13 protein-coding genes are annotated in these 14,941 nt (G+C 56.2%); 6 read left to right on the plus strand and 7 right to left on the minus strand.

Annotation, left to right across the window (positions count from 1 at the left end):
- Position 1: 1 nt before the first annotated feature.
- The 4 genes from K7J14_RS14155 to K7J14_RS14170 all read right to left on the minus strand — a co-directional run bounded on the left by K7J14_RS14155 (position 2) and on the right by K7J14_RS14170 (position 5,025).
- A complete protein-coding gene (locus tag K7J14_RS14155; protein ID WP_230757758.1) occupies positions 2 to 1,315 on the minus strand; it encodes an ABC transporter substrate-binding protein in 1,314 nt (437 codons plus the stop codon).
- A 230-nt stretch (positions 1,316 to 1,545) separates the two neighbouring features.
- On the minus strand, positions 1,546 to 2,721 hold the full coding sequence (locus K7J14_RS14160; RefSeq protein WP_330165605.1) for a glycoside hydrolase family 130 protein: 1,176 nt from the start codon (positions 2,719 to 2,721) through the stop codon (positions 1,546 to 1,548).
- Positions 2,718 to 4,037, minus strand: a complete 1,320-nt coding sequence (locus K7J14_RS14165; RefSeq protein ID WP_230757760.1) for an AGE family epimerase/isomerase — start codon at positions 4,035 to 4,037, stop codon at positions 2,718 to 2,720. The genes K7J14_RS14160 and K7J14_RS14165 overlap by 4 nt, the downstream gene beginning before the upstream one ends.
- Positions 4,024 to 5,025: a glycoside hydrolase family 130 protein gene (locus tag K7J14_RS14170; protein ID WP_230757762.1), complete on the minus strand. Its 1,002-nt coding sequence runs from the start codon at positions 5,023 to 5,025 to the stop codon at positions 4,024 to 4,026. The genes K7J14_RS14165 and K7J14_RS14170 overlap by 14 nt, the downstream gene beginning before the upstream one ends.
- 169 nt (positions 5,026 to 5,194) lie before the next feature.
- On the opposite strand from K7J14_RS14170, the gene K7J14_RS14175 reads away from it, so the two are divergent.
- The gene (locus K7J14_RS14175; RefSeq protein ID WP_230757767.1) at positions 5,195 to 6,316 is read left to right on the plus strand and encodes a DNA adenine methylase; all 1,122 of its coding nucleotides are present in this window, start codon (positions 5,195 to 5,197) and stop codon (positions 6,314 to 6,316) included.
- A gap of 17 nt (positions 6,317 to 6,333) precedes the next feature.
- Here the strand turns inward: K7J14_RS14175 and nth are convergent, their stop codons facing one another.
- A complete protein-coding gene (gene nth / locus K7J14_RS14180) occupies positions 6,334 to 7,011 on the minus strand; it encodes an endonuclease III (RefSeq protein WP_230757768.1) in 678 nt (225 codons plus the stop codon).
- Positions 7,012 to 7,096: 85 nt separating this feature from the next.
- Here nth and K7J14_RS14185 point away from each other — a divergent pair, with 85 nt between their 5' ends.
- Positions 7,097 to 9,028 (plus strand): ABC-F family ATP-binding cassette domain-containing protein, encoded by a 1,932-nt coding sequence (locus K7J14_RS14185; RefSeq protein ID WP_230757775.1) that lies wholly within the window; start codon positions 7,097 to 7,099, stop codon positions 9,026 to 9,028.
- Positions 9,029 to 9,047: 19 nt separating this feature from the next.
- Here K7J14_RS14185 and K7J14_RS14190 read toward each other — a convergent pair whose 3' ends face one another.
- A complete protein-coding gene (locus K7J14_RS14190) occupies positions 9,048 to 9,776 on the minus strand; it encodes a metallophosphoesterase family protein (protein WP_230757777.1) in 729 nt (242 codons plus the stop codon).
- Positions 9,777 to 9,804: 28 nt separating this feature from the next.
- Between K7J14_RS14190 and K7J14_RS14195 the strand changes: the two genes are divergently transcribed.
- Positions 9,805 to 10,389 carry a hypothetical protein gene (locus K7J14_RS14195; RefSeq protein WP_230757780.1) on the plus strand — a complete coding sequence of 195 codons (585 nt, stop codon included), beginning with the start codon at positions 9,805 to 9,807 and terminating at the stop codon, positions 10,387 to 10,389.
- An 84-nt stretch (positions 10,390 to 10,473) separates the two neighbouring features.
- Positions 10,474 to 11,322 carry a LiaF transmembrane domain-containing protein gene (locus K7J14_RS14200; protein ID WP_230757782.1) on the plus strand — a complete coding sequence of 283 codons (849 nt, stop codon included), beginning with the start codon at positions 10,474 to 10,476 and terminating at the stop codon, positions 11,320 to 11,322.
- A 183-nt stretch (positions 11,323 to 11,505) separates the two neighbouring features.
- On the opposite strand, the gene K7J14_RS14205 is transcribed toward K7J14_RS14200, so the two are convergent.
- Positions 11,506 to 12,393 (minus strand): alpha-hydroxy-acid oxidizing protein, encoded by an 888-nt coding sequence (locus K7J14_RS14205; protein ID WP_230757784.1) that lies wholly within the window; start codon positions 12,391 to 12,393, stop codon positions 11,506 to 11,508.
- 139 nt (positions 12,394 to 12,532) lie between these two features.
- Here K7J14_RS14205 and K7J14_RS14210 point away from each other — a divergent pair, with 139 nt between their 5' ends.
- Positions 12,533 to 13,576: a LacI family DNA-binding transcriptional regulator gene (locus K7J14_RS14210; protein WP_230757787.1), complete on the plus strand. Its 1,044-nt coding sequence runs from the start codon at positions 12,533 to 12,535 to the stop codon at positions 13,574 to 13,576.
- 61 nt (positions 13,577 to 13,637) lie between these two features.
- Positions 13,638 to 14,927, plus strand: coding sequence for an ABC transporter substrate-binding protein (locus K7J14_RS14215; RefSeq protein ID WP_230757790.1), 1,290 nt, complete (start codon positions 13,638 to 13,640; stop codon positions 14,925 to 14,927).
- Positions 14,928 to 14,941 lie beyond the last annotated feature (14 nt).

Raw genomic sequence — 14,941 nt, forward strand, 5'->3', positions numbered from 1 at the left:
ATTACGGAGTTACGTTGAGGGTTTTCCGCGCTTTCGCCCAGCGGGCATTCCAGTCATTCATGATGTCGTCGAAGGATTCTTTCGTGGTACCCATCGCGGCGTCGACTATTCTGATTTTTTGCGGATCTGCCCAGAAACCGATCTCTGCTTCTTTATCGATCTTGTCGAATAAACCGTCCTCGCCGGCCTTCGGCGGATTGCCGGTTATGTACTGCACGTCGCTTTCCTTGAAGCTGTCCAGAACCGCAGGGAAGGCGCTGCCCTTGAGGGCCGGTATGCTCTGGTTGTCCTGCGCATACCCGGATTCATCGCTGAACCAGCGGGCGAAAGCCATCGCGGCCGCCTTGTTCTTGCTGTATTTATTCACCGCGATGTTGTAGTCGAGGGAGACTTCGGAATACATCTTGCCTTTTACGCTCGAGGGATAGGGCATGTATCCGATGTCCGCGGGATTAGACGCGAGGGCCATGATCTGGCCTACCGCCCAGCCGCCGAGATTCATCACGCCGATTTTTCCGTCAGCCAGCATCTGTTTCGAAGCTTCCCAATCAGAGGTGAGAATGTCCTTTTCGCACAGTCCGCGTTTCACCACCTCGTACATGACCTTGTACATCTCGTAGTGAGGGGAACCGGCAGCGAAGGGAGCGTCCATATGGATCATCTTGTTCGCCCAGTCAGGATCGCCGGAATAAGAGTTCCTGCCGCCTTCCCACTGGACAAGGGTCCACTTGGAAGGATAGTTGAGATACAGAGGAACCGCGTCGGTCCGGGTCTTGATCGATTCGAGAGCTTTATAGAATTCCTCAGAGGTTTTCGGGAATTTCTTGATTCCCGCCTTTTCGAATACCCGCTTGTTATAGACGAGGCCGCCGACGTTCGCGTTGATAGGGAACGCGTAGACATCGTCGCCGAATGAAATCTGGGCGCTCTGCTCGATGAAGTCGTACTTCTTGTTCATCTCGGACTTTGTTCCGACCGGTTCGTAAAAGTTCGCGAAGTCCTGGGGAATCGGCGGATTGGTCACCATCATGAGGACATCGCCGTAGGATTTCGTGCTCATGCGGGTGCGGACCGTGCCGGCGTAATCGGTGATCGCTTCGAATTCGATGCTGACGTCCGGATGCTTTTCGTTGAATTTCTCCCGATATTCCTGAAATTTCGTGTCGTTCCAATCCGTACGGTGATGCAGGACTACCAGCGATCCTGAAATGCCACCAGACGAAGAGGAACCGGTTTCCTTCGCACCATTAGAAAATACGGGTCCCGATGCAATCATGCACAATCCGAAAACCGCTAAAATACCAAGTTTTCTCATACTTTTCTCCTCCATTGCGTAGTTATTTGAGAAACCGGTTTCTCAAATAATTTAGGTCAGTATATCATGAGAACTTGAGCTGTCAAGTTTTATTTGCGCGATTATAAGAAAAAAACGCACCTCGCCGGGCCTTGAATAAAAAGCAAACGGCCGGCGCGGCGGAATACATCCGCCGGCCGGCCGTAAAAAAAAGAATCGTTGTTATAGGCCCGATGAGAAAAAAAGAAATTCTAGAGGCGCGAATTCCGGGATATCAAAGCGACGCGCTGGGCAACCGAGCCCTGCGAGGTAAGCGGATCTTCCGGCGTGTTCAAGCAGTAATCGACCAGACGGTCTACGGTGGATTCTGCGACATGGAGGCGGGTATCCGACGAGGCGTAATAGATCAGCAGTCGCCCGTCCGCCTCGGCTATCGCTCCGTTTACGAATACGACGTTCGACACGTCGCCTATGCGCTCTCCGCCCTCGGGCGCTATGAGGTAGCCGCCGGGACGCGCGATTACCTTGAAAGGATCCTCCAGGGACGTCATAAAGGCGTACACGACGTAGCGGAGGCCGGCGGCGGTGTTTCTCACTCCGTGGGCGACATGCAGCCAGCCCTTAGAGGTTTTGATGGGCACCGCGCCCGCGCCGTTTTTCAATTCCTTGATCGTGTGATACGTCTTTTCATCGAGCAGAGTCTCGGTCATTAAAACAGCTCCGTCCATGGTTTCGCTCAAGCCCGCGCAAATGCCGCCGCCTGAGCCGGTTTCTATAAAACCGTCCTGAGGACGGGTATAGAGCAGATAGAGCCCATCGACGAATTCGGGATGAAGCACGACGTTACGTTGCTGAGGAGACGCCGTTTTCAAATCAGGCAGACGTATCCAGGTTTTCAGATCCTTCGTCCTCACGATGCCGGCAGCGGCGACAGCGCTTGAAGTGTCTCCCTTCGGCGCGGCGGGATCCTTGCGCTCCGTGCAGAAGAGGCCGTATATCCAGCCGTCTTCATGGGCGGTAAGGCGCATGTCGTAGACGTTCACATCGGGATTGTCGGTTTGCGGAAGCTCGACCGGATACTCGGCGAACCTGAAGGAATCTATGCCGTTCGGGCTTTCCGCTACCGCGAAGAAGCTCTTCCTATCCATGCCCTCGACACGAACCACCAGGCAGTAGCGATCCTGAAGCTTTATCGCTCCCGAGTTGAAGGCCGCGTTTATTCCCATGCGCTCCATCAAATAGGGGTTCGTCTCCGGATTGAGATCGTACCGCCAGGACAGCGGCGCGTGGGCCGCGGTTACCACGGGATTTTTATACCGCACATAAATGCCGTTTCCCGGAAGGACCGGCTCGTTCGGCTGCTCGACCAGGGCCCGGTGTCCAGCTTCCAGCATCGCGAGCCTGTCTGCAAAATTGCTCAACATCATGATTCACTCTCCTTGCTCTGTCCCCGCATCGCGGCCGCGCCTGAATGGGCGGCGCGCTCGATTAATTCCATGCAGCATCGTCCGTTATGATAGCCGGTTTTCCAGTTTCCGCCCTTTAATTCGCTGAAAAGCGGCCGTCCGTCGGGAGCGACCGAGGCGTGCCAATCGCCGCCCTCGGCATCTTTTTGGCGAGTCATAATCCAATTCCATGTTTTTTCGGCTGCATCCAGAAAACGTTCGTCCGAGGAGATTTGCCATGCGTTGAAAAAACCGACGACGGCTTCAGCCTGGCACCACCATACCCGGGTCGAATCCCGCCGTCCGCCGTGGATCTCGTTATCAAGGGCGCCCGACGCGTCGGAAACGCCCTCCGCCAGCGAAATCTCCGCCAGGCGCAGAACCGCCTCGCGTATTCCGTTTTTCAAAGCAGCGTTCTTCAACTCGCAAGCGGCCTCCCATAACAGCCAGCTGGCTTCGATATCGTGGCCGAACGACACGATATCGCCTATCGGCTTCCAGTCTTGCGTAAAATAGAGGTCGAGATGCCCGTCAGAACCGATGATTTTTTCTGTCGTCGCCCGAACGAGGGTGGCAAGAGACGCGGCGACCCGAGAAAGAAGATCGATATCATCCGGAAACGCGATGGAAAGAGTCCGATAAAACGACGTATACGCTTCAACGACATGAAGATTTGTATTCATGGACTTCGCGCAATCTATGTCCTTCCCGGATAGTTTCAAATCAGTCGTGGCAGACCAGTCCCGCGCTCGCGCTTCGACGTAGCCGCCGCCGGAACGGTCCCGCGCATGTGTTTCCAGAAGAGTCCAGACGGCGCGGGCATGATCGAAAGCGGCAGCTGCCGCCTCGCCGTCTTTCCGTACCTCGGCGAGCGCGCGCGCATATTCGGAAAAAGCGTAGAGCGCGAAAGCTTCTCCGTATATTTGCTTTTTTTCTACGCACGGGCTGCCGTCGGCATACACAGACCAGAAAACGCCGCCGTGCTTTCTATCGACGAAATTGTCCGTAAGCGCGGCGTACGCGTAATCCGCCGTATCCATCCAGGATGAATCGTTCAGGACGCGGGAGGCGGCGCTATACGTCCAGAGATGGCGGGCAGTCATCACGACGGAGCGCGGTTCCGCGGCGTCGCCTTCGTTACCGTACCGAAGACTTCCGAAGAAGCCCTTTGAAGGCAGATCCCGCCCGTGCTTCGGCCAGAACGGGAGTATATTGCCGGCCAGTTCCTCCCGCGCGGACGTTGAAAGGTTTTCCAGCCGCGAATACAGCGGGGACAGAGTAACATCAGCCGATCGCATTGTTCTGCTTCACGAAGTCGATGATTTCGCCGATCCGTCCAAAGACCAGCCCGGTCGAGGTGTCGGCGCAGCCGTAATAAACGGCCACCCTGTCGGTGTCCGAATCCGTCAGGGCCGCGCAGGGGAACGCGACGTTCGGCACGTCTCCGACGCATTCATACGTCTTCTGGGGGGAAATGAGATAGGGCCGCGCGCGGGCGATCACCTTCCATGGCTGATCGAGGTCAAGCAGAGCAGCGCTGAACGAATAGACGAATCCGTTGCAGCTGTTCAATACGCCGTGATAGAAAAGGAGCCAGCCTTCCTTCGTTTCGATAGGAGCCGGGCCCGCACCGATTTTGGTGCTCTGCCACAGGCTCTGGCTTCCCAGAGGAGACATCACATGGCGATGTTTTCCCCAATATGTCATGTCGGGACTTTCAGAATAAAAAATATCGCCGAAGGGCGTATGCCCCGAATCGCTCGGCCGGCTCAACAACGCGTAATTATTTCCGATCTTTCGGGGAAAGAGGACTCCGTTCCGGTTGTAGGGCATCAGAGGATTCTCTATCTGCTGGAAGGTTTCAAAATCGAAGGTGTAGCCCATGCCGATGCTCGCGCCGTGATATCCGTTGCACCATACGATCCAATACCGATCCTCGACGAACACAACGCGGGGATCGTATTTATATTCCGAGTCCGGAATATCGAGAGACGCTTTGATAAAGTCAATCGGGGAATCGGCGATCCTCCATGAAATGCCGTCTTTGCTGAAGCCGACGCGGATATTCATCCGGCGGCACGTATCGTCGCAGCGGAAAACTCCCGCGAAACCGTCCCTGAAGGGAACGACCGCGCTGTTGAAAATGCTGTTCGTGTCAGCCGCGGCGTCGCGCCCGATCACCGGATTTTGTGAATACCTCCATAAAACGGAAGAGTCCCCCTCAGGACGTTCTTCCCAGGGAATCGATGGCAGAGACGACCCGTGTATTAAAAGTGACGAATGCATTCGCAGTACCTCTTCATATATTATTCGGTTTCTCAAAGAGAAACCGGTTTCTCTTTGCATACAACAATTAAACTATATGACCGACTCCCTGTCAAGGACTACGATGAAAAGGAAGCGAAACAGAAGAGCAAGATGGCGAAAACACCGCAATTCAGATACACTGATTCCGATGAATACAGAAGCGCCGGACGCACAGGAAAACCCCCGATATCTTTCGGAACAAGTAATCACCTATATCGGGAACAAGCGGGCCCTTCTGCCCTTCATCGACGAAGCGGTGCGGAAAATCAGGAGCGAACTGGGCGGGCGGAAGCTCTCGTGCTTCGACGCGTTTTCAGGCTCGGGCATCGTCTCCCGCTATTTTAAAAAACACGCCTCTCATATCATCGCGAACGATCTTGAACTCTATTCGAAAATCATAAACACCTGTTATCTGACCAATCGCCCGGATGCGGAAAAACTGGGACTCAAGGAGCAGTACCGGGATCTGACGAAAAAACTGGCGGAAAACCGTTTTATTCCGGGAATTATTTCAGAACTCTACGCGCCCGGCAGCGAAGACGCGATTCATCGGGGAGAACGCGTTTTTTACACAAAAAGGAACGCATTGTACCTGGACACCGCCAGGACGCTGATAGACGAATACCCGGAGGAAATCCGCCCGTTTTTTCTCGCTCCCCTGTTGTCGGAAGCCTCGATTCATGCGAACACCGCGGGTGTTTTCAAGGGATTTTACAAAAACAGGCATACGGGAATCGGACAATTCGGGGGCCATAAGGGAGACGCGTTGAACAGAATCACCGGAAACATCGTTCTGGAATACCCGGTCTTCAGCGATTTCGAGGGAAACTTTCAGGTGCTCCAGGAAGACGCGCTCGCGGCCGCGTGCTCTGTCCCCGAAACGGATCTCGCATATCTCGATCCTCCGTACAACCAGCACCCCTACGGATCGAACTATTTCATGCTGAATGTTCTTGCCCGCAACGAACGTCCGGAAAAAATATCCCCGATTTCAGGAATCCCTTCAAACTGGAACCGCTCGCCATACAATAGAAGAAAGGAAGCTCCCGCCGAATTGCGGAAACTGATCGAACGGATCCGGGCAAAATACGTGCTGGTATCCTTCAATTCGGAGGGCTTCGTCTCGCGGGAGGAAATGGAAGAAATTCTATCCGCTGAAGGCTCGGTGGAAACGCTCGAAACGCGGTATAACGCCTTCAGGGGAAGCAGAAACCTGCAGAACAGAAGCAAGCATGTCACCGAATTCCTCTATATCCTGAAAAAAAACTGAACAGCGGAAGAGTCGTTTCAGAGCCCGTTTCGGGGACAGAGCACGGAAAGCACGCACTCGGCGCATTTCGGCTTCCGCGCTACGCACACGTATCTTCCGTGGAGCAAGAGCCAGTGGTGGGCATGCCGGATCCAGGCTGCGGGAATTATTCGCATCAGGTCGTCCTCGACTCCGCGGGGAGTCGCGGCGGAGCTTAAGCCCAAACGCGGGGCCAAACGGAGCAGATGCGTGTCGACCGGCATCGCAGCCTCTCCGAATACGACGTTCAGCACGACATTCGCCGTTTTCCGGCCGACTCCGGGGAGGCTTTCAAGCGATGCTCTGTCCCCGGGAACCGTTCCGCCGAAGTTATCTTCGAGCATTCGGCTCATAGCTATGATATGGCGCGCCTTCGTCGGATAGAGATTCACGGATTTGATGTATTCCTTCAATCCATCCTCGCCGAGCTCGAGCATCTGCGCCGGCGTCGACACGCGTTCGAACAGCGGCCCGGTCGCGCGGTTCACGCCTTTATCCGTCATCTGCGCGGAAAGAACCACCGCGACCAGAAGCGTATACGCGTTCGTGCTCTCCAGTTCTGTTTCAGGCGCTGGATTCCCGGCGGAGAGGAGCTCAAAAACCCGATGTATCTCGTCCGGATTGAGTCTATGAAACCCGCCGTCGTCGTTCTCGGGGACAGAGGAAGCTTTCTTCATTCCCGAATAATACAACCCCCAAAGCCTCTTCGGCAACCGAACAGGCTCCTTCTCCGGAACGGTGCAACCTGATATACTCCCGGGAATGAATCTTCTTTCCGTCAGCAAGCTCACCCGCATGGGCCGCGAAGCCCCCCTGTTCGTAGACGTAACCTTCGGCCTTGACGAAGGCGAAAAAGCCGCCCTTATCGGACGTAATGGATCCGGAAAAAGCACCCTGCTTCGGTGCATCGCGGGCGTCATCCCCCCGGACTCGGGCTCGATCGTCGTCAACAAGGAAGCCGGCGTCTCATTCCTTCCGCAAAATCCCGAATTCGAGCCCGGCGACACCATACGGGCGCACATCTATAAATCCGACAGCCCCAAGCTCAAAATCATCCGCGAGTACGAAGACGCCTGCGAGCTGCTCTCCCGAGCGGGCCAAACATCGCCCTCGGAGCGCGTCCGGCGCGAGCTCGAACGGCTCACCCATGAAATGGATTCGAAGGACCTGTGGAATTACGAAAACTCCATCCGCTCCATCCTGACCACGCTCGGGATCACGAACCTCGAATTGAAGATGGGAACCCTTTCCGGCGGCATGGCGAAAAAAGTGTCGCTCGCCCAGGTTCTTATCGAAGACACCAAGGTCCTCCTTCTGGACGAACCGACGAACCATCTGGACATCACCACCATCGCCTGGCTCGAAGAACACCTGCGAACCACGCCGCGCAGCGTCCTCATGGTGACTCACGACCGCTACTTTCTGGACTCGATTTGCACTTCCATCAGGGAAATAGACAGAAAAACGGTAACGCTCTACGAAGGGAATTTCTCGAAATATCTCGAAAAAAAGGCTATCGCGGAAGAGATAGCCGCCAATACCGACGCCAGAATCGAGAGCGTCCTGCGCACAGAGCGCGAATGGCTTCTCCGCGGACCGCAAGCTCGGGGAACCAAGGCAAAGGCGCGCATCGACTCCATTCATCGAATGATCAACCGCGAAAAGTTCGCCCAGGACAAGGGCTTCGCCTTCGAAGTCACCGGACGGCGGCTGGGCGGAAAAATCCTCGAAGTCGAAGGCATTTCCAAAGCCTGGCCCGTGCCCGGCGGAACAAAAACGGTCATCAGGGATTTTTCCTATCAGTTTAAGAAGGGCGAACGAATAGGCGTATTCGGAGACAACGGTTCCGGCAAAACAACCCTTCTCAATATCCTGATGGGCGAGGTCGAAGCCGACGGTGGACGGAGGTCGGCGGGCGACAACACCGTATTCGGCTATTACCGGCAGAATCCGGAGTTTCCTGACTTGAACATGACCGTGCTCGAGTACATCAAGGAAAAAGCCGAGGTCATCACCCGCTCGGACGGCACCGAGCTTACCGCCTCGAAAATGCTCGAGCAATTCGGCTTCGAAGGCCGCGTCCAGTACTCTCCCCTGCTCAGCCTCTCCGGCGGCGAACGGAAGCGGGTGTATCTCGTGCGCCTGCTGATGTCAAATCCGAACTTTCTCGTGCTGGACGAACCGACAAACGATTTCGACATTTATACGATGAGCGTCCTCGAATCCTTCCTGGAAGGCTTCGGGGGCTGCCTGCTGGTCGTCTCCCACGACCGGTATTTCATGGACCGCGTAGTGGACACGCTTTTTATCCTGGAAGACGACGGATCGATCTCGGGATTCGTCGGCACCTGCTCCGAATATCTCGTTGTCAGGGAAAACGAGCGCCAGAGCGCGGCGGAAGAGGCAAAGGAAGCGGCCGCGAAAAACGCGTCGAAAGCGGGGACAGAGGAAGCGGCGAAAAACGCGGCTCAGCCAAAGAAAAAGAAACGAAGCTTCCGCGAAGCCCAGGAATACGCAGAGATAGAAAACGTCATAGAAAAACTGGAAGAACGGAAAACCGAGCTGGAAAACAAGCTTTCATCGGGAAGCTCGGATCATCGCCTATTGGCTGAAATAAGCGAACAACTTACCGCAACGGGGACAGAGCTGGAGGAAAAAATCCTCCGCTGGGAATATCTTTCGAGCCTGGAATGACCGGGTCGGGCGCAGCCCGTCAGGGCATTCTGCTTTCTACTCCGCGGCGGTCGTAGACCGCCTCGCGGAATTCCACTTCCTGCGACTCGGTATCCCAGAGAGCGTAATACGCCGGCCAGGATTCGAGCGCAGGAACTTCGTTCAAGCCGTTAAAGCTCCGCGGGAAGCCGACGCTTCCCGGATTGACGATTTTCCGTTCCCCGTCCGCTTTAACGACACGTCCGGGAACCGGATGAAGGACTCCGGGCGGCAGATAGTCGGAAAAAACGGCGGCCTCATGGGTGTGCCCGCAAAAACAGAGAGTCAACTTTTCTGCTTCCATCCATTTGAAAACCTCGGCCGTTTCGATGCCGCCCCAGAGATAGCCGGTCAACGGTTCGAGCGGAGAGCCGTGGGAGACGTACACTCCCGGAAATATCTTTTTTGAAGACGGGAGTCCCGAAACCCACCGTTTCGCGTCCTGGTCCAGCGTCCGGGCGGTGTCCTTCACTCCGCGGAGGGCGTGAGGATTAAACCATGAGGATGAAAGATGCCCGGAGAGCAGTGCGTCGTGATTGCCTGAAAGGATCACGGAAAACTCGAGCGTTTTCTCCAGGTTCCTGAGTTCGGCCAGGCATGAGGCGGCATCCGGCCCGTACCCGGTCGTGTCTCCCAGGCATACGAGGCCCGAAAAAAAGCCCGCTCCGTCGAGAACTGCCTGTAACGCGGGAAGATTCGCGTGAATATCGGATACCAGAAGAATTTTCATGCTTCTCCTAGTATACTATAGAAGAGTTATGGAAAAAACCGGAAGCCGCAGCATATCTGCATTTTTAAAGGACCGGTTCGCCCCGGAGTGGAAACTCCTGTCCGAAACCGAGTCCTATCTCATCCACACCCCGGACGGCCCGGCCTATGAAAGCCAGTTCAAGGAGTGGCGCGCCAGGCTTCATAATATGAAAACCGGCGACACCGAGCTGGTCACCCTCAGAAGCGAAATAGTCGCCCTCAGAAAGCAGCTCCGCCTTGAAGGCTACGATTTAAGCCTCGGCCTGCAGCAGCTGGTGGTACGCGGTTTCAGGAACGATGATTCGGTAGCGGAAGGCTTCCAGCGGGTGGTCCTGTGTTTTTGCGGCCCCCACGTCTATTTCCAAACAGGCTCCGCAAATCATATCGCCCTTGCGGAAGAACTCGTAGACACGCTCACTAAGCGAAAACTGATGAATCGTCCCGAAATGCATTATTTATGGTACAAACGCACGCCTAAAGGCCTGTATCTCTCCGGATCAGCGACTGAAACCGCTTCGGATTTCAGGCGGATGGAAGGCCGGGCGGAGGCGAATCCGATGAAACTGCTGTCTTCCCTGAAAAACCTGGGATAATTTTTCCGGTTTCAGGTGTTATACTGATAACGGACGAGAAGCGATTACGCTTCAACGAGTCCGCTATCGCGCCCGGAGGTACACATGAGAAAGGATATAGGAACCATTATAGTCGGATTGCTCTTTTTGGGAGCGGGAATCGCCATCGGCGGCGGAATGCTGGGATATTTCGATTTTACCATCAATTTCGCCGGCTGGTGGACGCTGTTCCTGATAGTCCCGGCCCTTCTGGCAATCGTGCAGGGCGGTGTAAACGCCGGAAACATTATTCTGCTCGCTGTCGGCGGCATTCTGCTCCTCGACGCGCAGCGCATGCTTCCTCCCAATTTCAGCTGGCGACTCATGATTCCGGTCGTCCTTCTGGCAGTCGGTTTCCAGCTCCTGTTCGGAGGCCGGCTCAAACACTACGACTGGGACGGGATGGAATGGAAGCAAAGCCGGGGAAAGGCCGCGGGAAGCGCCTCTGACGGAGACGAGGGCAAAACTGACAGCGCAGATGCGAAGAGTTCAGACGAAGCCGAAGGCAGCCGGGCGAAGACAAATTCAAAGTCGCACGCCGGCAGGGAAAGCGGCGGCGGCCTTTTTACGGAATCGTCGAAGCCGAACAGCAGCTATAAAACTGCTTCGGTCCTGTTCGCGGGCCAGGACATCCGCTACGGCGACGAGGACTTCACCGGAGCCGCGTATTCGGCCGTCTTCGGCGGACTGACGATAGACATGCGCCGGGTCGTGCTCGCCGGAGACGTCGTAATAAACGTAACGGCGATTTTCGGCGGAATCGAGCTGATGCTTCCGGACAACGTACGCCTCGTAACCCACGTCACCCCGATTCTCGGCGGAACGGAATGCAAATATCCCTCGTCCCGCGACCCTAACTCGCCGCGCGTCATCGTCAACGGAACGGCATCCTTCGGCGGAATCGAAATCAAGTAACACAAACAGGAGCGGCCCAACCGGCGCCGCTCCCGCTTAAAACAGGCTCACCAACCAATCAGGCGCCGCCCGGCGTTTCAACGCCCAGTCTGCCCCCCGAGATAATCCGCCGGCCGGCGTTTCGACGCTCGGTTCCGCCGCGAAAAATTCGCTCACTATCCGGCAAAGCGCCGCCTGTGCCGATCAGTTCCCCTGCGTAAAATTCGCAAGCCAATCGGCGATGCCGGACGGGCCGGACTTGAGCAGGGCGGTGATGAGCGGCCGGCCGATCAGCACTTCCGCGGCGCCGAGGGATTTCGCGATACGGGCGTCCCGGGCGGTGCGGATTCCGCCGTCCACCCACACTTCTCCGCAATGGCGGGCAAGCTCAGCGCCGTGCGCGGACAGGAAAGCGGCCGTCGAGCCGCGGTCTGTTTCAACCCGGCCGCCGTGGTTCGACACGACGACGATGTCGGGACGTAGTTCGCGGATCAATTCGAGGTCCGATCTTTTGAACACGCCCTTCACAGCGAAGGGAACGGAAGCCGCCTTCATCAGCTCTTTCAAGTCCGCGGCGCTTTTTTCCTGCAGGTTCACCAGGTTCCGCATCGTGACTATGGCGTAGGAATCGATGTCGACGCCGACGATCTCCGACACGTTCGCCGCCCACTCCATGCGTTCAAGAATTCTTTCGTTCGGATACGGCTTGACGAACACGGCGCCCTTGAGCGAACGCGCGGCCAAAGCCTCGATTCCGTATTTCAGCTTTTCGTCGGGATAGCCGTCGCCGATAGAAAGGGCAAGGCCCGCGTCGAGGCATCCTTCTATCATTTCGAAGTAGTACTCGCGCTCGTCGTGATAGCCGATATTCTGCAGGGCTCCGGTGATGGGCGCGAGCCTGAGCCGTGGAAGTTCTGCCGAACCGGAGGACAGGCCGGGCAATACCGAATACGCTGCAGAGCGCCAGGCCGCGCAATTATCGATAAAGTTGGCGTTTTCGAATACGCCGCCCATTCCGGGCAGCTCGGAGACGCAGCCGCGTCCGTCGCACGTAGGGCAAAAATGGCATTTTGAACCGGGTTCTCGAATCATATTGGCCACTATAGAGGACAAGATGAACCTTGGCAAGAATTTCCTTTTTTAAATTTGACAGGATGAAAAAACCGATACTATACTGGCATCGATCCGTCGAACCGTTTCGATAACCGATTCGACCACAAGGAGATTTCAGGTGGCAACAATACGCGATGTCGCGCAGAAAGCGGGAGTCTCAGTCAGCACGGTATCTTACGCGATCAGCGGAGACCGGCCGATATCCGCCGAAAAAAAGGCCTTGATCGAAAAAGCGATGAAGGAGCTGGACTACAAGCCGAACGCCATCGCGCGCGGTCTGGCGAGCAAACGCAGCCGCATCATCGCCATTCTTTTCACGCCGGAAGAACGAGGACTCGGCCTTTCGGAAATTTCCCTCATAACCTGCGCGGCTCAGGCTGCCTCGGAAAAAGGCTATCACCTGGTCATGTGGGCCATGAAGACGCACGACCTCGACGAACTGAGACAGCTCGTCCGCCATGAACTGGTGGACGGCGTCATACTCATGGAAGTGCGCAACAACGATCCGCGCATCCCCTACCTGAAAAGCGAAGGCTTGCCAATATTCCTGTTCGGCCGCGACGATTCAGCCACGGAGGAAAGCTTCGTCGATACGGATTTCTCGGTAACCATGTACCAGTCCATCGCGCGCCTCTCGGGCCAGGGACATAGAAAAATCTGCTTCGTCAACCAGTCCGAGGAAACGCTCCGCTCGGGCTACGGGCCGGTTCTGCGCGCCCACACCGCCTTCGAAACCATCTGCAGGGATCTGCGCCTTGAGGGAACGGAGTTGCTCTGTCCCTCAGATCCGCTCGCCGGTTACTGGAAGGCGTCCGAATATCTCAAGAAAAACGCGGATGCCACGGCCTTCATCGTCATGAACGACAAGGTGCTCTCCGGAGTCATAAAGGCCTGCGCGGACAACGGAAAGGACATACCGCAGGACGTTTCCATCGAGGCGCTTGCGTCTTCGGAGGCGGCGGCGACCATGCTGATTCCTTCGATCACCGCCTGGGAGATGGAAGGAGACAAGCTGATGGAGCTCGCCGTCGGCCAGCTCATCGCGCGGCTCGAAGGAACCTATTTCGAGGTGCCGCGGAGGCTGATTCCCTGCACGCTGGTGGAGCGAAGCAGCTCCGCGCCGCTGCATGCCCGGTCCGAACATACGCTACCCGGCCGCTGAGGATTCTTCGGTATCCCCTGGGACAGGGGAACCGTCGCCATATTTTCGAAGGAGGAAGGACATGACGAAAAAAGACAGGGCAGTGAAAACGGTTGCGGCCGTCGCGATGACGGCGCTTCTCGCCGCGGTTCCGGCGTTCGCCGGAGGGCAGAAGGAAGCCGCTCAGCGGGAGTTCAAAATTTGGCACTACGAAAGCGACGCAGGCGCGATGGGGGTCGCGTGGGCGGAGGCGATGAAGCAGTTCCAGGCGAAGCATCCCGACGTAAAAATCGTGTACGAGAACAAGGGCTTCGAACAGATCAGGCAAACCGCCCAGATGATCCTCAATTCGGACGAAGCTCCGGACGTGATGGAATACAACAAGGGAAACGCAACCGCCGGAATGCTTTCCAAGCAGGGCCTCCTGACGGATTTGACCGCGGAAGCCGCCGCCCGCGGATGGGACAAAATCTTGAGCCCGAGCCTTCAAACCACCTGCCGCTACAGCCCGGACGGCGTAATGGGTTCAGGCAAGTGGTACGGAGTCACCAATTACGGCGAATACGTCATGGCGTACTATAACGAGGATCTGTTCGCGAAGAACGGGCTCGCGATACCGAAAACCTTTGCCGAACTAGAGAACGTTTTGGCAAAATTCGCGGGCGCAGGAATCACCCCGATAGTCCTTTCGGGAGCGGAGTATCCTTCCCAGCACTTGTACTATGAGCTTGCCCTTTCGAAGGCCGACCGCAAAATGATTAACGCGTATCAGCTGTACCAGGGCGACTTCAATTTCAATAACCCCGCTTTCTCCTGGGCCGCCGACAAAATGGTCGAATGGCTTGACAAGGGCTACATCGGAAAAGAAGCAGTGAGCATGAAGGCAGAAGACATGGGCGTTGCGTTCACCAACGGTCAAGCGCCGATCATGGTTTCAGGATCCTGGTGGTACGGCCGCTTCATGACCGAGATCAGCTCCTTCAAGTGGAGCATCGGACTCTTCCCCGGCAACAAAATGAGCCCCGGATCGTCCGGCAACATCTGGGTCGTGCCCCAGAAGTCGAAAAACAAGGACCTCGCCTACGATTTCATCAGCATCACGCTGCAGCCGGACATCCAGGCCCTCCTCGGAAACGCAGGCGGAATCCCGGTGAACGCGGATCTCGCGAAGATCACCGACCCGAAGGTGAAAGACCTGATCGCCAAGTTCAACACCCTGAACGCGGAAGACGGCCTCGCATTCTATCCCGACTGGCCCGCAGCCGGTTTCTACGACCTGCTGGTTTCGAACATTCAGGATCTCCTGCTCGGCAAGAAAACGACGCCCCAGTTCCTGGATTCCCTGAACAAGTCTTATAAGGAAGGCCGATAAGCTTCCGTTTCCGG

It is taken from the genome of Teretinema zuelzerae (assembly GCF_021021555.1).
Taxonomy (GTDB): Bacteria; Spirochaetota; Spirochaetia; order Treponematales; family Treponemataceae; genus Teretinema; species Teretinema zuelzerae.